This is a genomic window from Paenibacillus sp. 01T443 (assembly GCF_056398325.1).
The window spans coordinates 195,842-215,476 of the sequence record NZ_JBFTPE010000003.1 but is presented as its reverse complement, the minus strand read 5'-3'; the positions used below and the strand labels follow the sequence as shown (position 1 = coordinate 215,476).

Here is a 19,635-nt window from a genome sequence, read left to right as displayed (position 1 = left end):
TGTCTTCCGTGGTTACATCATAAACGGAGGGGCTGGGTAAACATATGCCGCATTTATAGATGATATGGACATATTTTTGGATAGCTATCCTAATAGTGATGGCATCAAAAAAAAGCGGCGGAACAGGTTTTTGACCTGGTCCACCGCTTTTTGCATGTTGTGCCTATTCGCTTGCCGCCGCATCGGTCTGCTGCTCTTGCTGCTGAGGCTGTCTTCCGCCTCCGCCGCCGCCGAAGCCGCCGGTACGAATCGTAATCGATTCGGCCTCCTGCGTGTCATCCTTCAGCATAACGGATAAAATATCATCCGCCTTGAGGTCTGCTAACGTCACTTCCGTCTCCACCATTTGTTCGTTCTCGAAGGTCATGGTCGTAATTTTCGTCGTATCCGTCACTTGAATAGTTACAGTTTCATCCGAAAACATCGCGCCCATATTCATGCGTCCGCCGCCTTCAGGAGCCGTTCCGTCTGGGGCTGGCGCTGCCGGACGTTCACCGTCAGCCGGCAATTCGCCGTCCGCTAGCGGCTGTTGTCCTTCACCGCCTTCAGGCATGCTGCCCGTGCCATCGCCTTGCGGTGGACCGCCTTGTCCCATCGCAGATTTATAAAGCGTAATGGTTTGTCCATCAATGGATTTGATTTTACCCATCAAATCGGCTTGCGCGCCTATTTGCCCCATTCCAGGTTCGCCGCCCTGCTGCTGCGTGCCGCCGCCCGCTCCATTTTCCTGAACGTCTGTCTGCGCATCTGTCTGCACTTCGCTTGCTGCCTGCTCCTCTTGTACCCCGCAGCCTGCCAATGCCGCAGCGATAACTACGGCGCTCAGCATCACTTTCCATTTGTTCATACCGTTCATCTCCTATGAATGTGGTTGACATTCCTTATGTCCATAACGAATTCTAGCATTCGATTATGAACGAGAGATGAACAAGAACTGAAACATAAATTAACTTCGCCTAAGCTGCGGGTTTCGCTTCCAGTTGCCTGATAGGAATAGAAACGTGCCGATCCAGCCGCAAATAGAGGCGATAACGAGCAATAGCGTTAACGATACGCTATCGGAAACCGTGCCGCTGAGTATAGGACCAATGCTGCCCCGAACACCGAAGAGCATCAAATGCAGCCCGAACACCATCGCCTCACGGCCCGGCGCCAGCCGGAAAACAAAAGCTAAAATACCGATATCCCAAATGGCTTCCCCGATGCCTTGAATCGCGTTTCCGGTTATGACCGCGGCGTAAGTGCCCCAAAGGCCATAAAGCATCGGAACGATCGCATATGCCGCTATTCCGCAAAGCAGCGTGTATTTGAGTTCTATGCGATCGATCATCCAACCCGCAATCAAAAATGTAAGCAGTAATGCCATATAGTAAGCTACGCGGGCAAAACCGATTTGAAGGTTCGAGAGATAGAGAACATCCACTTGAATAATCTGGTAAAGCGGATTCGCAAGCATGTTGCCAAAGCCCGCAAACGTCGTTGCCGCTAAAAATACGGCGAGCGTACGGTTTTCTTTGACAAGCTTCCACTGCTCCTGCAGCGGAAAGCGGCTCGTCTTCTGGAGTATAATCGGCTTTTCCTTAGGCTCATGCTTAGGCAGCTTCAACGTATTGAATAGTCCAATCGATAACATGCCTGCGATGGAAGCCGTAATGAGCGGACCCGACGGCCCGAAAGCATCCGACCAGCTGCCGACGAAATAAGCGAGCGGAATCATAATGCCTCCCATCGCCACCCGCACATACCCCATTAATCTCCCGCGCAAATCGGAAGGATACATCCGTGAAATCAATGCCGCATACGCAGGTGCCTGAATGCCCATTAACAGCTGGAATAACAGCGCCGCAACGACATAAACGGATGGATAGGCAAAAACAGCAGGCAGCAGCAGCAGTAATCTTCCAATGACATTCGGGATAATCACAAACGGCTTTGGATTATTCGCTTTCTCGATCCAGGTCGCCCAAAATGGAGAAAATAAAAGGCCGATCGCCGGAGCAGCCGACAATAGCCCAACCTGAAAATTGCTTGCTCCCTGCTGAATCGCAAAGGCGATATAAAATTGATTCATCACCACATGAAACAAGCTGAATAAACAGGAAGCTCCCACATCGATCCGAGCGTTCCTCCAAACATTTTCGGTCATTGACATCCCCAGCTTCACGATACGCGGACTAGCTTTGGACTCGGATTCCATTTGGACAGTTACCTTCTTCGCTATGTTGTTTAAAAACGCTTAGAGGACCCCTTGCGCTGCAAAGGATCCTCTCTTTCTAGCACTTCATTTGATAGGATATTACTACACTACTTCTTATTTGTACAGTATAACTTACAGGCAAATTAAGGCTTGCTCCGCAAGCCGGCAATCGCTGCGTTCTTCCTTATATTCGATGATTATGATAGACTTTTCTCAGACGGTTACAGCATTATTTTCAAATCATTGGAGGGTATTTCGTGAGTATTGCAATCGGAATTGATATCGGCGGTACAAAAATAGCATTTGGATTCGTGGATGAGCAAGGAGAGGTTATAGCCAAGGGCTCGCTCAAAACCGATCTTTCGGTCGAGCCGGCGGTAATGCTTGCACGGGTCGCAGACGCTGTAAAACAGTTGGCTGAGCAAAACGGGCTTTCGCTCGCATCATTAAAAGGCGTCGGCGTCGGTGCTCCCGGTCCGCTGAACACACAAAAAGGCGAGCTTACCTGCCCGCCAAATTTAAAAAGCTGGTGGGGGTTTCCCGTCGTTGAAGAGCTTAAATCGCATCTTCCTCTTCCTATTAAAATGGAGAACGACGCTACCGCTGCCGCGCTGGCCGAGAAATGGGTCGGAGCAGCCAAGGATTCCGATCATTTTATCTTTATCACGATCAGTACAGGCATCGGCGCAGGCATCTTTATGCACGGCAAGCTCCTTACGGGTTCGACCGGAAACGCAGGCGATGCCGGCTTCATGCTTGTTGATCAAGCCGGAACGCCATGGGAGGTCGTAGCATCCGGTACAGCCGTTGCCCGCCAGGCGACGGAGCTGCTGGGCCGTGAGGTTACCTCGAAGGAAGCCTTTGAGCTGGCTGCGCAAGGCGATCCGCAAATGTCCGAGCTCGTCAATCGCGTGTTCACTTCGATCGGCATGGGCTGCGTATCGCTTATCAATATTCTCGATCCGAACAAAGTCGTCATCGGCGGCGGCGTTTCGCAGGTTGGCGAACCATTATTCTCCGCGGTGAGGGATTATGTTTCCAAGCATGCGCTTAACCCATCCGGCAGAGAAGCGGCAATCGTTCCCGCACAGCTGCAGCAGGATGCCGGCCTGATCGGCGCTGCTGCGCTGATTCAGCAAGCTTATTAATGAACCAAGCGTAAACGGCTGCCGCCGTTCTTTGCGGCAAAAGCTCGTTTCGCGGTGAAATATAAGAATCCCGATAAGCCCAAAAACTTATAAATTCTTATATTTCAAAAAAGAGCGGCAGCCTCTGTACAGCAGGCTGCTGCTCTTTTTTAGTTTGCTAGCTCTTTTGAAGTCCGTTCAAATAAGTTTGGATTGTGATTGTTAAGCTTTCATCGATAGCCTGCGGCATTCCAAAACCGCCTTTTTGCTCGATTGATGCGAAGCCATGCAGAAAGCTGCGCAAGCCCCTTACAATATGAATGGAACGCTCCCGGTCCAGCTTATAATAGCTAAGCTTCATCACTAATATATCGACCAGCTCCCGCGCGGTTGCGGTATATTCCTCGTCATCCGCATCCGGCGAGCGTAGAGTCAGCTCGTATAAGCCCGGATGCAATCTCGCAAAAGAAATATACGCGGATGCAATCGCGTGAATCGCCTCATCGCCTGTTTGATCCTTCAATGAGTCATTGATGGCTGCGGTCAGCTTCTTTAAACCGTAAATAGCCAGCTGATTCCGCAAACCGGTAAGTCCGTTTACGTGGTTATACAATGAAGGAGAACGTACGCCAAGCTTCTGCGCCAGTGATGCAAGCGTTACTTCTTGTATGCCCTGTTCATCTGCGATGGCAGCCGCCTCTTCCACGATGGTCAACAAATCTAGTCCTCTTCTCGGTGACATGAGGCTATCCCCCTGAATCTTCTATTTTGCTAAGGAACGCTCTGCTTCGGAGATGGCTTTCTCCATCCAATGCTTTGGCTGATTGATCATATTCCCATGACCCGCGGCTAGCAGAGTTGGCTTTAAATCTCTAAGACGGCGTGCTGATTCCAAGCTCGTTTGTTTATCCCATGTAGCCATAGCCGGGAAGGGAAATAACAGCTTCAGCTGCCCGGAAACCGCGACGCCTGCTCGTGTTTGAAATGCATCGCCAACAATAAGAATATCGTTCCTTGTATCAAGGAATGCCATTGAGCCCGGTGTATGTCCAGGCGAGTCTACTGCGAGCAATGAGCCAACACGATCGCCATCCTGCAGCAATACATCCGGCTTGGTAAGCACCTTTTTGGGTACGCCGCCGCGGATCGGCCCGCTTGGTTCACCCGGCTCCAGCGAGCGGTCGCCTTGGAGCAGCTTGGCGTCTCTTTTGGAAATAAACACCTGAACCCCTGGAAGCAATTCCTTTAATCCGTCGAGAGCGCCGATATGGTCATCATGAGCATGGGTTAAAACGATACGCGTAATTGGCTTGCCAAGCTTTTCCGCTGCTTGCAAAATAGCTTTAACGTTATTAGGAAGCGCTGCATCCACCAAAGTTAAGCTATTTTCCTCCTCAACTAAATAACAATTTACCGGAAATACCTTTGGTAAATAGGTCAGCTGTACTACCGTTTTCTCACGCGTCATTCTCATTCCAATCGGCCCCCTCGAATAAAAACTAATGTTGTTAGTTTTATAATAAACTAATACCATTAGTTTTAGCAAGCCCCATTTTATTTTTCTTTGTTTTTCAGAAGAAATGCTTCAATCTCTGCTTTATCAGGAATCGAAGCTTGCGCGCCCTGCTTCGTAACCGCAAGCGCTGCCGCTGCCGCTGCAAAAGTTAATGCCTGTTCTGCTGATCGGCCATCCGCGCTTGCTGCCGCGTATGCACCAAAAAAGGTATCGCCTGCTGCCGTCGTATCGACGGGCTTTACAGCGAAAGCAGGAATCGTATGCGAGGTTCCCTGTTCATTTTGATAAAAACAGCCCTTCTCACCCATCGTGATAATGACGTTTTTCGTCCCTTTATTCAAAACCCAATTAGCGGCTGCTTGGGCCGATGCAGCATCGCTGACGGCTAAGCCTGTAACGGCCGCCGCCTCCGTTTCATTTAGTATGAGCGTATGGATGAGCGGCAGAACATTCTGAGGTATGGCGCGCGCTGGCGCAGGATTATAAAAGACGCGGGCGCCGCTGCTGCTTGCGCTGTTCATAACCGCTAAAGTGGTCTCCCACGGAATTTCGTTTTGCAGCAGCACGGCATACACATCGTTCCATTCCCCTGCGCCTGCCGCTGCATCCGATGCCGTAAGTTGACCGTTAGCACCCTCTGATAAAACGATATAATTCTCGCCTTCCTCGTTTACGGTAATAATTGCGAAACCTGAACTGCATGGCTTGCGTAATATGTGATCGATGCCAATTCCATTTTCTTGTAAAGCTGCCAGCAGCGTTTCGGCAAAAGGGTCTTCGCCTACCGCGCCAATCATTGCGCAATCGGCTCCTGCCCTGGCAGCGGCAACGGCCTGATTTGCGCCCTTGCCGCCCGGGTAGAAGGATGTGGCCACACTGGGTATTGTTTCGCCTGGAAGCGGAAATTTCCCCACAGAACTGACGATATCCATGTTTATGCTTCCAACCACGAGCAATTTATTCATAGGTTGACTCATCCCCTCTATTATGTAACTCAAGATAATCGCAACACTATTTTAACAGAAGGAGCAGACATTCACATGATTACCGCCTTTATTATTGGCTGTGAAATTGGTTTTTGGGTATTTGTACTCGCTGGCTTATTATGCCGCTATATCTTCCGGTTAAAGAAGCTGGGCAAGCTCTTCCTATTCAGTACGCCGCTTATTGATCTGGCATTGGTTATCGCCACGGTTTATGATTTGCGCGGCGGCGCGGAAGCGACCTTCGCCCACAGCCTGGCTGCTGTATATATCGGCGTTTCCATCGCCTTCGGGCACCGGATAATTAAATGGGCGGATGAGCGGTTCGCCTACCGCTTCGCCGGTGGTCCCGCACCTGCCGGCAAACCAAAATACGGAAAAGAGCATGCGATCTATGAGCGAAACGGATGGCTGCATCATCTGCTCGCATGGGGGATCGGCTCGCTCATTTTGTACGGCATGATTATCATGGTTGGAGATGAGGCACGAACGGAAGCTTTGCTTCAAGCGCTGCGATTTTGGCTGCTCGTGCTCGGCATCGATTTTGTCATCAGCTTTAGCTATACGTTATGGCCGCGCAAAGAAAAAGCAGTATCCTGATTTCCAGGATACTGCTTTTTCCTACATAAGAGAGATACTTTGGCCGACTAACGGCCAAGGCTATTTGCATACGAGCGAATCGGAGCCGATTCGTTATTAGTGATTCATCATCATCGCCGGGTCCGTATTGTCCCCGCCGACGGTTCCGTCTTCTTCCTGCTGCTTCGGTTTACGCAGGAGGAGCGACAGTGCGACACCCGCGGTCGTTAGGCACGCAGACAGGAAGAACGTGTCGCCGTAACCCGCGACGACGGCGTTCAGCGGATTTGCGTCTGCTCCCGCGCTTGCGGCGTGGGAAGTGATTTGCGACGTCAGATAACCCGTCAGGCCCGCGACCGCGAACGAGACGACGACTTGCTGTGCTGCTGCTGTCAGCGGTGTAACGCGGCCTACCAGACGGCGAGGCGCAGAGTTCAGGACATGCGTGTTGAGCGGCATCATGGAGAAGCCCATGCCAAGACCCATGATGCAGATGCACAAGATGATAACCCACAGCGAGGTATCCAGCGATATGCCGGACAAGATGAAGAGGGCAACGGATACAACGGCAAGACCTGCGAAGGCGAGCGGACGCGCGCCGATCTTGTCGAACAACCGGCCGCTGAACGGCATGCCGATCGCCGCGCATAGCGCATATGGCATCAGGATCCAGCCCGTTTCAAGCGCGGTGTAGTTCATGACGCTTTGCAGGTACAGCGGCACGATCAGCATTGCGCCGAACAGCGCGAGCTGTACGATCCACGTCAAGATGATGCTGCGTGTAAAGTCGGACGACTTGAACACTTTTAGCTCCAGCAGCGGCTGCTTCTGTGCCAGTTCCACGAAGATAAAGAGGATAAGCGCAATGCCGCCGACGGTCAAGCCTGTGATCGTCGAAGCACTGGACCAGCTCGTGCCGCCTTCACTTACGCCGTACGCAAGCATGGAGAAGGCAATCGGCGCGAGAAACATGCCGTAGAGGTCCAGATGCGGCGCCGCTTCGCGGCCCGATTTCGGCAAATATTTATACCCGAGAATCAAGGCGATAATGCCGATCGGCAGATTGATGATGAAAATCCAGTGCCAGCTGACAGAATCGACCAACCAGCCGGAAAGCACCGGACCGAACGCCGGCGCCATCAGCATTGGGATGCCGAGTAGGCCCATAATGGATCCGCGGCGCTCTGGAGGCGCAATCTTGAACACCATGGTCATCCCGATCGGCGCCACCATGCCGCCGCCCAAGCCTTGAATGATGCGGTAAATGATCAGCTGTTCCGGCGTTTGCGCGATGCCGCACAGCACGGAGCCGATCGTGAACAGGGCGATCGTAATCATGAAAATTTGCTTGGATCCGAATTTATCGGTCATCCAGCCTGCAAGCGGGATAACGGCGGATAATGCCAGCGTATAGCCGGTGACGGTCCATTGGATCGTCTTCAGATCGGTGTCGAAGTATTCAACGAGTTTCGGAATGGCATTATTGACGACCGTGCTGTCCAGAATAACCATGATCATGGCGACAATAATCGCCATTAGCGGCGGCAGAATGGCTTTCAACGAGAAGTCGTCCCCGCCTGCTGCCATCGGTTTTGTTTGCGTAGGAGCTGACATTGGACCCTGCTTTCTGCTCAACGAGCTGTGTATGGATGAAAATAATGGTCGAGCAATGTGAAACGGCTGGTGCCGAAGGTTTGCTGAATCATGAGCAGCAGCTCATCGCGGCCGACGCCACCCTGATCCGTCAATTTGGCGCTTTCTCGTACAAATTCGCAGGCAATGCCTGCACGAGAGGCGACCAATCGCCCGTCGTGTAAAGATTAAGCCGGTGCATGGCCCGCGTACACGCCGTATAAAGTAGCTTGCGTTCGTTGTCCCGGCCGTATGCTTCGGGCGAAGCATCATAGACCAAGACTGCATCGAACTCGACACCCTTGGCGAGATACACGGGAATGACCATCACTCCTTTTTCAAAGCCCAGCGTCTCCTTCGTAATGAGCTGAAGAGCTTCGCCTCCATGAATCCGTAACGATTCATAGGCCTCACGGCTTTCGGCTGCGGTCTTCGTAATGACGGCGATGGAATCGAAGCCCTCGGCCATGAGCACCGCGATGTCTGCCAGAATTTGCGCATAACGCTTCTCCCCGCCTTCCAGTCTCGTCAGAAGGGGCTTTTGGCCTCCCCTTTCAAACGGTTCAATTTCTTCTCCGCCTGGAAGCATCGATTTCGTAAATTCAACAATCTCCCTGGTTGATCGATAACTGCGTACCAGGCAGACAAGGCTTGTTTCGGCTTCGCCGAAAAGGCGGACCAGCGGTGAATCGGATGCGGTCAAACTTGTAGCCTGCATGAAGATAGCTTGCCCAAAATCGCCGAGTACCGTCATCCGAGCACGGGGAAACAGCTTTTTTAGATATTCATATTGAAACGACGAATAATCCTGACCCTCATCAACGAAAACATACCGGATTTCCGTGTTCGTCCGGACGCCTTCGATCAGTTCTTTTACATACAAATACGGAGTCGCATCCTCGTGGAACAACTCGTTCCGGAGCAGCATATCCTTGGTTTGGCTGCATATTTCAGGCCACAGCGGGGGGATGACGGCCCCATTTGTTTTCTCCCGATAAGCGGCTTCACCCTCAAACAATTGGCCATATATGCCTTTGACATCTACAAACGAGAATTTCCTCACACTTTTCCTTAGCGGTTTAAAGCTTTCTTTCACGATCCTTCGACGGAGYAGTTCTTCCTCCCTCTGGGCGTAGTCAAAGTCGCCTTCATCTTCCCGGCGCTTGTTGTTAATTTTCTCGCGAACTGCGGCGTATTGTTCCGCAACGTCGAATACTTCCTTCTCTTTATGCAGCATTCCGAAGACTTCCGCGTACTGATCGGTGTCGAGATAATTCAACTCTTCCTGTACCCAAGACGCTTCCCGTTCCATGCGTTCCAGCAAAGCCAGTTCATTCAGCAGCCATTCCTGTAAGAGAACGACACGATTGAGCAACGGCAGGGAACGGTCATAACCGTAAAATTTCGCTCTCATTCGCTCCGCGGTAATCAAATCGCGGTCTCGAATCCGAATACCGTTGAAACGCATGCCTTCCCGTCCCAGCCACATTCCATAGTTCTGCAGGGCTTCCAGGAAGGCTTCGGAAGCTTTATACTCGATCCCCTGAAGACGAGCCTCATACCCCGGCGCTCCTTGTGCGGTCAGAACATATTCGATCTGATCAAAAGAATCCTCCGGCCGTAACGAAGAACCTAGCCAATAGTCGAGATATTCTTGAAATGTCGTCTGCTGCATATTCTCTTCACCGAGTTCCGGAAGGACGGTGGAGATATAACTGGTAAACATCGGATTCGGTGAGAAAAGAACGATCTGATCAGCCTTGATCGTCTGGCGGTGTTTGTACAGCAAGTACGCCACCCGCTGCAATGCCGCGGAAGTCTTACCGCTGCCGGCAGCCCCTTGTACGATAAGCATCCGGCTTTTGTCATTGCGGATGATGGTGTTTTGTTCCTTCTGGATGGTTGCCACGATACTCTTCATTTGCGAGTCCGCACCTTTGCCGAGCACTTGCTGCAGTAATTCGTCTCCGATTGTTTCGCTCGCATCAAACATGTTGCGGATTTGCCCGTTTTGAATCTGAAACTGCCGCTTGAGCTCCATCGTCCCTTCGATTCGTCCGGCCGGCGTGACATAAGATGCCAGGCCGGGGGAGTAGTCGTAGTACAAGCTAGCGATTGGCGTACGCCAGTCATAGATCAGAAAGCTCAATCCATCTTCGTCGACGAAGGAAGATACGCCGATATAGATCTGCTCGCTGAGGTCCAGGCCATCCTCCTGAAAGTCGATGCGTCCAAAATAAGGAGACGGCAGCAGACGGTTCATGCTTTTCCATTGCTCTGTCAACAGCTTGTGGCCGCGCTCCCGTTCGGCCAATACCGCGGACTGCTGGTTAATCGTATAGAAAGTCTCTTCGAAATCTTCGTACGTGCTTGTGTTGATCGTAACTTCTTCCCAAAACCGCTTGCGGATGTCCGTAGCTTGATCGCGCAGCCCGGCAACCTCCGGCTCCAGTTCGGCAATTCTCGCCTGCAGCTTGTTCCTGACCCGTTCCAACCGCTCCTGTTCCTGCCGCCAATCCTTCGTTTCCATCTCTCCCGAACACACTCCTTTTTCCTTTTTCTGGGATAAAAAAGAGCATTGACAAATTGAAATTCCAGATGTACAATTAAAGTAGGAATAAAACTGTACGCACTACTTAATTTAATTTGTCAATAACGCTATCGATTATATCATAGCGTTATTTCATGTTCAATTTATTTTTTTCATACCCTCCGTATTTGCCGTAACATATTGTCTTTCGGCACCACCAAGTTATAAAGTTCCAAATAAGGGCTTAAAGTCATAGATTGTTGTTTTTGAATCATCTCATTCACCTACTTGGTTTAATACCTTAATTATATAGAGAAAAGGCACAGTCTCCTCAATAAAACTTGAGTAGATTGTGCCTTTTTCATATTAAGGACTTTTTCAGTGGCCTCGAATTTATCAGGGGTCATCTTTTTTATGTCCACTGGCTCTGGATTGTGATAACAAATAATGAAAGAACTTTATTTCCCTTAACGGTTGGGCTGCCAACTAAGGAGATGATCTCCTAATCATTAGAGCGTAATGAGCTGCTCGCGTTTTGGCCCAACCGATACGCTTCCGACTTTTACTCCAACAGAATTTTCTACGAAGCGGACATATTGCTGCGCCGCCTCGGGCAAATCCTCGAATCTGCGGATATGTGAGATGTCGCATCTCCATCCGGGAAGGCGCTCCAAGACCGGCTTTGCTTCTTCCAGCTTAGCCGTTACGGGAAACGACTCCTTTACGATTCGCCCATCCAGCTCATAGCCTACACATACCGGTATTTCCTCTAAGTAGCCGAGCACATCGAGATTTGTCAGCGCAGCCTCCGTAGCGCCTTGAAGCATGCAGCCGTAGCGCGTAGCTGCCGCATCAAACCAGCCCACTCGGCGCGGTCTTCCCGTCGTTGCCCCGAATTCTCCGGCGTCGCCGCCCAATCGGCGCAGCTGATCCGCTTCTTCGCCCATCAACTCGCTAACAAAAGGGCCAGCTCCCACGCAGCTGGAATACGCTTTTACTACCGCAATAATCCGCGTAATCGCATATGGCGGCAGTCCCGCACCGACCGGCGCAAAACCAGCCAGCGTCGAAGAAGAGGTCGAATACGGATAAATGCCGTGGTCGGGGTCACGCAATGCGCCAAGCTGTCCCTCCAGCAAAATCGTCTCTCCGTTACGATAAGCGTCATGGAGAAGACTGCTTGTATCGCATACATACGGTCTCAGCTTCTCTGCTTGACTGCGCAGCTCAGGCAGCAGCTCGCTTGCGTGAATTGGCTTGCGATTGTATAGCTGCTCGAGAAGAATATTTTTTGCAGCTAATGATTGTTCGAGTCGCTTCAGCAGCCGCTCCTCCTCGTATAAATCCGCAACCTGAACGCCAAGCTTTGCATATTTATCTGCATAAAATGGAGCAATTCCGCGCTTGGTCGATCCAAAGCTATTCTCACCGAGCCTCGACTCCTCCAGCTCATCGAACAGCCGATGAATCGGAAGCACGACCTGCGCCCGTTCCGATATTCGGATGCGAGGCTCGGGAACGCCTCTGCTGAGCAGTTCATCGCGCTCCCGCAGCAGCACATCAATATCGAGTGCCGTACCTGGGCCGATAACGTTTGTAATCTCCGGATAAAAAACACCGGATGGCAGCATATGGAGCGCAAATTTTCCGTAGCTGTTTATAATCGTATGTCCGGCATTGCTGCCGCCTTGGTACCGCACGACAAAAGAGGACTTTGCCGCCAGCGCATCCGTCATTTTCCCCTTGCCTTCATCTCCCCAGTTCGCCCCTACAATCGCCGTTACCGTCAAAGCAATCGCCTCCCGATCTTGTTTTCACCTTACATCGTTCATTATAATGATAGAGACAGCATTAGAATAATTGATATATCTAATATCATGTATTAGGTGAGGTAATGGATATGATCGTTAATATGGAGTGGTACCGCGTCTTTTACTGGACGGCTAAGACTGGCAGTCTGTCACGTGCAGCCGAGCAGCTTTATATTACGCAGCCTGCCGTCACGCATACCATTAAGCAATTAGAGGCAAAACTGGGCGGACAGCTGTTTTTTCGCATGGCAAAGGGAGTTAAGCTTACGACAGAAGGCGAGATGCTTTATCGTTATATCGAGCAAGCCTATACCTTCATGGAGTCAGGGGAGAAGATGCTTGCTGAAATGCATAATCTGCAAAGCGGTGAAATTAGCATTGGCGCCAGCGATACGTTATGTAAACATTATTTAATGCCTTATTTGGAGCGGTTCCGATCCGAGTATCCCGGCATCCGCATCCGTGTGACCAATCGTACAACTCCCGAGACGATAGCACTTCTCAAAGAGGGGAAGATCGATTTCGGCATCGTTCATATGCCCGCCTCTGACAGTCAGCTCGACTTTCGAGAAAGCACTAAGGTACAGGATATGCTCGCCTGCGGCCATGCTTATTCATCGCTCGGCAGCTCTGTAATGAATCTTGCGGATATATCTCGGTATCCCTTGCTGCTCTTGGAAAAAGACGCAAGCACCCGCCGTTTCCTTGACGTGTACACCGAATCGCATGGCGTGAAGCTGAATCCGGAGCTTGAGCTGGGCAGCTTCGATTTGCTTGCCCAATTCGCGAGAAGCGGCTTTGGGCTAGCCTTCCTTATTCGTGAATATGTAAAAGACGAACTTGCCTCCGGCTCGCTTATCGAAATCCCGCTGCACCCTCCCATACCCGTGCGCAGCATCGGCATCGCTACACTTCGCCGCGTGCCGAGGTCCTCGGCAGCCAAACGCTTTCTTGAGCTGCTGCCCTAGGCTCTGCCGCAAAAGAGGGGCTGTTGTTTCGGCAGCAAGCAAAAGACTTCCTTCGTCTCATCAGTGAGACGAAGGAAGTCTTTTCTCAAACCTTTATAACTGTGGAATGTAGCGCCAGCCACCATATGCCGTAATATCCTCCGCCTCCGCAGCTGCATAGGCCTCGCATACGAAGCCGGAAACCTCTGTACCGTCCAGCAGTTCGACTTTCCCGATGCCGAGCGGCGCCGGGATTAAGGAAGTAAATATCCCGAAGGATGCCGGGGACATTTCCCATAGCTCCAGCTCGATGCTTGCGCCTCCCTGCTGCTGCTTGATCATACCCGGTTTCGCTGGCGTCGTTGGCAGCTTAACCAGTTTGTAGCGGGGCGCTGAGCTGGCTTCGCGCATGAAACGCGCATTCAAACCAATCATTTGCTTCTCAAGCGGGTAACCGCGCATATGCAGACCACATACGGCTACGGTAATCGAAGGTTCTCTGGGATTAGCTTCGAGGGCGATATCCTCTGCTGCGAACCCTGTCCGCGCCGAGTCTGATCGTCTCGACTCCACTGGAACAGCCGCAGCAGCCCGCTCCCCGCCTCTCAGAAACGAACGCGCCGCTTCGATCATCAGATGCTCGTTTTCCGCAAGCGCGAACAGCGTAATGCCGAAGGGCAGCCGCTCCTCTGCAGCGTCCGAAGGTACCGCTACCGCGCACAAATCGAGTAAATTGCAATGGTTCGTGTAACGCCCCATATCGCTGTTCGTGCTGTATGGTTCCTTTCTTACCTGCTCGCGCGTCCATGTTCCGCCGCAGGTCGGCATGACTAGCACCGCATCCTGCAGCAGCTTTCTCGCTTCCAGCTTATATGCCTGCAGCTTATGCATAGCGCTAAACACTGATGCCGCATCATGCTCCGCTGCTGCGCCAGACCGTAAAATCCGTTCTGTCACAGGGAAGGCGGCGCCTGGATTCGAATCAATGAACCCGCTTAGGTCTGCCCAGCGCTCCGCAACCCACGGTCCGCCGTACAAAATCGCAGCCGCATCCGAAAACAAATCATAATCCACATACTCGATCGGAAGGTTTAATTGCTCCAACCGACCAATTGCCGCATGCCAAGCGCGCTCATACTGCTCCGCGAACGGCCCGAAGAAAGCAACCGCCTGCTTGGGCAAACAGAGCTTAGCCGGAAGCTTTGGCCGCTGCTGCTTCACATCGCGCGACCAAGGATCGTTCTCATGCATGCCGCGGGCAATGCCGTCCACAATGAGCGCTTCCTCCAGACTATGAGCAAATACCGTAACGCAATCCAGGCTTGCGCAAGCCGGAACGACGCCCTTTACCGGCCACGACCCAAGACTGGGCTTATAGCCCACAAGCTCATTTAGCGCAGCGGGTACGCGGCCGGAGCCAGCCGTATCCGTACCAAGCGAAAACACGGCATGCCCGCGGGCTGCCGCAACGGCCGAGCCGGAGCTCGAGCCGCCGCTGATCAGCTCCGGACGAAGCGCATTATGCGCTTCTCCGTAGGGACTGCGAGTACCGACAAGTCCCGTCGCAAATTGATCGAGGTTGGTTTTGCCTAGAGGGATTGCTCCTGCGGCTACCAGCCGTTCTACTACCGCTGCATGCTCCACTGGCGTATATGCAAATTCTGAGCAGCCGGCCGTCGTCGGAATCCCGGCTACATCGATATTATCCTTAATGGCGAAGGGAATACCCCAAAGCGGCGCATTAGCCGGATCCATCTCGACAAGCCTTTCCAAATATGGCTTCAACACAGCCATCGACGGAGGCGTGATCCAAACATTCATATCCGAATCCGCTTCCGCTCGCCGAATGATTTCCAGCATAACATCCTCAGGCATCAACGCCCCGCTCTTGTAGCTTATTTGAAGCCATTCCATCGTCAATTGAAGGGGAAATCCTTGCTTTGTCATACAACCGCCTCCGTTTCCTTGTGCTGCAGAATACCGACAATAAGCTGCCCCGTATGGACTTGGTCACCCGGCTCCACATGCACCGAGCATACCTCACCGTCGCAGGAGGCTTGCTGTGAAAACTCCATTTTCATGCTTTCCACAATGATGAGCGTATCGCCCTTTTTCACCTGCTCGCCGGGACTCACAAGCACCTTCCATACACTGCCCGGCATCGTGCAGCGAATCGCGGCAGCACCCTCCTGCAGCTCCTCCTCCTGCTCGGTCCGCGCAGGCTCATGCTCCGCTACGTACTCGGCAAGTCCAAGCTCCTTCCAGCTCTCGCGCTCCGCTTGGAATGATGCCTGCTGCTTTTCCTTAAACGCCACCGTGCTTTCTTCAATGGATCCTAGAAACTTCAAGTACTCGCCAAGATCAAACGTCGTTTCCGTAATATCCGCTTCATAACGGCCGCGAAGGAAATCCTCGCGCAGCTTCAGCAGCTCATCCGCCTCCACAGGATAAAACTGAATTTGGTCAAAAAACCGCAGAAGCCAAGGCTTGCCAGGCTTAAAGCTTTCCGTGCTGCGCAGGCGGTTCCACATTTGGATCGTGCGTCCGACGAATTGATAGCCCCCAGGCCCCTCCATCCCGTATACACACATATACGCACCGCCGATGCCGACCGCATTTTCCGGTGTCCACGTACGCGCGGGATTGTACTTGGTCGTAACGAGGCGATGACGCGGATCGACCGGTGTTGCAACCGGAGCGCCCAAGTAGACGTCGCCTAAGCCAAGCACCAAATAGTTGGCTTCGTATACGATTTTTTGCACATCCTCTATGCTATCCAGCCCGTTAATGCGCCTGATGAATTCAATATTGCTTGGGCACCAAGGCGCGTCAGGGCGAACCGTTTGCTGGTAGCGGTCAATCGCAAGCTGCGTGGCCGGGTCATCCCAGGACAGCGGCAGGCGGACAATACGCGATGGCACCTGGATCGACTCTAGCGGCGGCAGCATGCTGTCCAGCTCCAAAATAATCGAGCATGCCTCGCTAACGGTAATGTTGGAGCGGTCAATATGCACCTGCAAGGAGCGAATGCCCGGCGTCAAATCCAGCACCGGAATACGTCCCGATTGCTCGATGGCTTGCATAAGCGCATGCGCTTGAAAGCGAAGCAGAAGATCCAGCTCTAAATCACCATATTCCACGAGCAAATTCTCATCGCCGCTGCTGCGAATCTTGATTGGAAACCTGCGGCCTTCCACCTCATTTACGAGAAGCGGATAATCTGGCGTTAAAACAGCAGAGGCGGTCTTCATCTCTGCATTAGGCAGGCCAATGCGCGCCGATCTCCCAATCGCCTCCAAATTACGCTCCTGCAGGTCCCGCAGCTCATCGGCTTCCTCAAGCGTTAACAGCTGGAACCGCACTTTATCGCCAGCATGAAGCTGCCCGATTTTCCAGAACTGCGCCGATGCCGTCGTAACCGGACATACGAACCCGCCGAGGCTTGGTCCGTCTGGTCCAAGCAGGATCGGCATATCGCCCGTCAAATCCAGCGTGCCAATCGCATAGGCATTATCATGAATATTCGAGGGGTGAAGCCCCGCTTCTCCACCATCCTCCCGCGTCCATAGCGGGGCTGGCCCGATCAAGCGAACACCGGTGCGCGAGCTGTTAAAATGAACCTCAAAAGCCGTCTCCGAAAGCTGGTTTAAATATTCAGGCTTCAGGAATTCTCCCGTGCAATGCGGTCCAGGAATGACGCCAATCGTCCATTCCCGCGTCATTTGCGGCCGTTCGGCGAAATCAAGCTCCGCCATGACAAGTGGTTCAGCGCCTTTGTTTAAGCCAAGTACGTCCCCCGCGCGCAGCGCACGGCCGCCGTGTCCGCCGAAGCCTCCAAGGGTGAAGGTAGCGGCGCTTCCGAGAATACGCGGCATATCGAAGCCTCCGGCAACGAGCAAATACGTACGCAAGCCCATCTGCGCTTCCCCAAAGCTAAGCACCTGTCCTCGTTCCGCAAACGTTGGCTTGTAAGACTCTACCTTAACGCCGTCCAGCTCTGCTTCCATATCGGCGCCGGTTACACAAAACCATACGCCGCTGCGAAATTTATACGAGCCCCCGCGCAGCGTAAGCTCAAGGCCGGCAGCATGATTGTCGTTGCCGAGCAATTTATTGCCTATACGGAAGGAATACGGGTCCATCGGTCCGCACGGCGGAACGCCGACATCCCAGTGTCCTACCCGGCCCGGCCAATCCTGTACCGTCGTTTGCACGCCGCCGTCGACCACCTCAAGCGCATGCTCGGCAGGCTCAAAACCGTTTAACAGCTGCGTGTAGACATTGCCATCCACTACTTCTTGATCCCCAAGCAAAGCCTGCAAGTATTGCAAATTCGTCGTAATGCCGTACATCCTCGTCTCGCGGAGCGCCTGAATCAGCTTCCCGATGGCCTCCTCCCGGTCTGCGCCATGCACGATGATTTTAGCCAGCATCGGATCATAAAGCGTTGTCACCGTAAGACCGTCTCTTACCCAGGATTCATTGCGGGCGTTAGCCGAAAATACAGCTTGATCCAATTGTCCCGCGCTTGGCCGGAAGTTCTGCAAGCAATCCTCTGCGTAGATTCTCGCTTGGATACTGTGTCCAACCGGCGCTTTCACAAGCGACTGCAAATCAGTAAGCTCATTCGCCGCTTCTCGAACCATCCATTCGACTAGATCTACGCCCAGCACCTCTTCGGTTACGCCATGCTCTACTTGCAGCCGCGTATTCACCTCAAGGAAATAAAATTCGCCGGATTCCGGATCGTACAAATACTCTACCGTTCCCGCGCTGCGATAGCCCGCTTCGGCCGCGAGGCGCTTCGAAGCATCGAACATTGCATTCCGAACCTCATCTGTCAGATTTGGAGCCGGACTCTCTTCGATCACCTTTTGGTTGCGTCGCTGAATGGAGCAATCGCGTTCGCCCAGCGTGACGACCTCGCCGAAGCCGTTCCCGAAAATTTGCACCTCGACATGACGTGCTCTCGCAATATATTTCTCCAAAAACAAACCGCCGTTTTTGAAGTTGGTTTCCGCCAAATGCTTCACGCCGTCATAAGCCGAGCGCAGCGCATCCTCATCGGCGCAAACCCGCATCCCGATACCTCCGCCGCCTGCCGTGCTTTTCAATATAACGGGATAGCCGATCTGCGCAGCCTGCTCCAGCGCTTCCGAAAGCTCCGTAATCAATGCCGTTCCCGGCAATAACGGGACGCCTGCCCGCTCGGCGATTTCCCTCGCCGAATGCTTTAGGCCAAACATCTCCATTTGCTCCGGAGTCGGACCGATGAATACTATGCCGTGCTCACGGCAGGCCCGGGCAAAATCCGCATTTTCGCTAAGGAAGCCATAGCCGGGATGAATCGCCTGCGCGCCTGTTTCCAGCGCCGTTTGCAAAATCAGCTCCGTATTCAAATAGCTTTCTTTCGCTGGACCTTCTCCGATAAGAATAGCTTCGTCCGCATGATCGACATGCAGGCTGTCTTGATCGGCTCCAGTATATACAGCCACCGAAGAAATGCCAAGCTTGCGCAAGGTGCGCTCTATACGAACGGCGATAGCGCCGCGGTTTGCAATCAATACTTTTGTGAACATCATAATCTCTCCTCGCCTAGTCGCTCTCTTGTATTATTAAAAAGAAGATGAATGCTATGAATTCCAGACGAGCACCCGAATCGGTGTTGGGTTATAGGCATTACAAGGATTGTTTAGCTGCGGGCAGTTGCTGAGCAGCGCCGTCGTGCGGCAAAGCGATTGAAGCTCCACATAGGCGCCGGGCGAGGATACGCCATCCGCAAACTGGAGGCCGCCGTCTGCCGTAACCGGCACGTTCATGAAGAAGTTAATATTCGGAGCCAAATCCCTTTTCGTATAATTCTCGTTCCGCTTCGCCAGCTGCAGCATAAACGTATCCCGGCAATTGTGCATGTGGAGCTTATCATGTGAATATCGCACCGTATTGCTCTGAGCGGAGCAGGAGCCTCCGACCGTATCATGGCGCCCGCACGTATCCGCGACAATCCTCAGCATTTCCTTGCCGGATTCGGAGAGGAGCACGCTTCCTGTCGTCAAATAGATGTTTCCTTGCCCGGCAATCGTCGCTACCGCACTATAATGGTCCTCAGGATGATCCGCATCGTAAAACAACGTATCGGCCGCTTGATTGCCATCCAAATCAACGATTCGCAGCACTTGGCCGGGCTGCAGATCATACATCCAGCCGTCACCTGCCGCGATCACTTCATCATATATCGCATCCTCTGCCCTGCGCGTGCTTTCCACTCGATTAAAAACAGACATTGTCATTCCTCCTGATCATGGATTGATAA

General features: G+C 52.5%; 14 protein-coding genes. 3 read left to right on the top strand and 11 right to left on the bottom strand.

What is annotated here, in order from left to right:
• Positions 1-163: 163 nt before the first annotated feature.
• Together AC1DLI_RS05420 and AC1DLI_RS05415 are read right to left on the bottom strand one after the other, a co-directional pair.
• Positions 164-847, bottom strand: a complete 684-nt coding sequence (locus AC1DLI_RS05420) for a hypothetical protein (RefSeq protein WP_477600366.1) — start codon at positions 845-847, stop codon at positions 164-166.
• Between the two features lie 99 nt (positions 848-946).
• Positions 947-2,197 carry an MFS transporter gene (locus tag AC1DLI_RS05415; RefSeq protein WP_477600364.1) on the bottom strand — a complete coding sequence of 417 codons (1,251 nt, stop codon included), beginning with the start codon at positions 2,195-2,197 and terminating at the stop codon, positions 947-949.
• 257 nt (positions 2,198-2,454) lie between these two features.
• Between AC1DLI_RS05415 and AC1DLI_RS05410 the strand changes: the two genes are divergently transcribed.
• Positions 2,455-3,345 carry an ROK family protein gene (locus AC1DLI_RS05410; protein WP_477600362.1) on the top strand — a complete coding sequence of 297 codons (891 nt, stop codon included), beginning with the start codon at positions 2,455-2,457 and terminating at the stop codon, positions 3,343-3,345.
• Positions 3,346-3,502: 157 nt separating this feature from the next.
• On the opposite strand, the gene AC1DLI_RS05405 is transcribed toward AC1DLI_RS05410, so the two are convergent.
• The 3 genes from AC1DLI_RS05405 to rbsK all read right to left on the bottom strand — a co-directional run bounded on the left by AC1DLI_RS05405 (position 3,503) and on the right by rbsK (position 5,805).
• Positions 3,503-4,066 carry a TetR-like C-terminal domain-containing protein gene (locus AC1DLI_RS05405; protein WP_477600360.1) on the bottom strand — a complete coding sequence of 188 codons (564 nt, stop codon included), beginning with the start codon at positions 4,064-4,066 and terminating at the stop codon, positions 3,503-3,505.
• A 21-nt stretch (positions 4,067-4,087) separates the two neighbouring features.
• Positions 4,088-4,798, bottom strand: coding sequence for an MBL fold metallo-hydrolase (locus AC1DLI_RS05400; protein ID WP_477600358.1), 711 nt, complete (start codon positions 4,796-4,798; stop codon positions 4,088-4,090).
• An 80-nt stretch (positions 4,799-4,878) separates the two neighbouring features.
• Positions 4,879-5,805: a ribokinase gene (gene rbsK, locus AC1DLI_RS05395; RefSeq protein WP_477600356.1), complete on the bottom strand. Its 927-nt coding sequence runs from the start codon at positions 5,803-5,805 to the stop codon at positions 4,879-4,881.
• 75 nt (positions 5,806-5,880) lie between these two features.
• Here rbsK and AC1DLI_RS05390 point away from each other — a divergent pair, with 75 nt between their 5' ends.
• Positions 5,881-6,423 carry a hypothetical protein gene (locus tag AC1DLI_RS05390; RefSeq protein ID WP_477600354.1) on the top strand — a complete coding sequence of 181 codons (543 nt, stop codon included), beginning with the start codon at positions 5,881-5,883 and terminating at the stop codon, positions 6,421-6,423.
• 96 nt (positions 6,424-6,519) lie between these two features.
• Here the strand turns inward: AC1DLI_RS05390 and AC1DLI_RS05385 are convergent, their stop codons facing one another.
• From AC1DLI_RS05385 to AC1DLI_RS05375, 3 genes are all read right to left on the bottom strand, one after another.
• Positions 6,520-8,016: an MDR family MFS transporter gene (locus AC1DLI_RS05385; RefSeq protein WP_477600352.1), complete on the bottom strand. Its 1,497-nt coding sequence runs from the start codon at positions 8,014-8,016 to the stop codon at positions 6,520-6,522.
• Positions 8,017-8,146: 130 nt separating this feature from the next.
• On the bottom strand, positions 8,147-10,564 hold the full coding sequence (gene helD, locus AC1DLI_RS05380; protein WP_477600350.1) for an RNA polymerase recycling motor HelD: 2,418 nt from the start codon (positions 10,562-10,564) through the stop codon (positions 8,147-8,149).
• A 509-nt stretch (positions 10,565-11,073) separates the two neighbouring features.
• Complete coding sequence (locus AC1DLI_RS05375) at positions 11,074-12,354, bottom strand: adenylosuccinate synthase (protein ID WP_477600348.1); 1,281 nt, start codon at positions 12,352-12,354, stop codon at positions 11,074-11,076.
• A 110-nt stretch (positions 12,355-12,464) separates the two neighbouring features.
• On the opposite strand from AC1DLI_RS05375, the gene AC1DLI_RS05370 reads away from it, so the two are divergent.
• Positions 12,465-13,343 (top strand): LysR family transcriptional regulator, encoded by an 879-nt coding sequence (locus tag AC1DLI_RS05370; protein ID WP_477600346.1) that lies wholly within the window; start codon positions 12,465-12,467, stop codon positions 13,341-13,343.
• 93 nt (positions 13,344-13,436) lie between these two features.
• On the opposite strand, the gene atzF is transcribed toward AC1DLI_RS05370, so the two are convergent.
• The 3 genes from atzF to AC1DLI_RS05355 are packed head-to-tail and all read right to left on the bottom strand — an operon-like array spanning position 13,437 to position 19,606.
• Positions 13,437-15,269, bottom strand: coding sequence for an allophanate hydrolase (gene atzF, locus AC1DLI_RS05365; RefSeq protein WP_477600344.1), 1,833 nt, complete (start codon positions 15,267-15,269; stop codon positions 13,437-13,439).
• On the bottom strand, positions 15,266-18,901 hold the full coding sequence (gene uca, locus AC1DLI_RS05360; RefSeq protein WP_477600341.1) for an urea carboxylase: 3,636 nt from the start codon (positions 18,899-18,901) through the stop codon (positions 15,266-15,268). The genes atzF and uca overlap by 4 nt, the downstream gene beginning before the upstream one ends.
• A 54-nt stretch (positions 18,902-18,955) precedes the next feature.
• On the bottom strand, positions 18,956-19,606 hold the full coding sequence (locus AC1DLI_RS05355; protein WP_477600339.1) for an urea amidolyase associated protein UAAP2: 651 nt from the start codon (positions 19,604-19,606) through the stop codon (positions 18,956-18,958).
• Positions 19,607-19,635 lie beyond the last annotated feature (29 nt).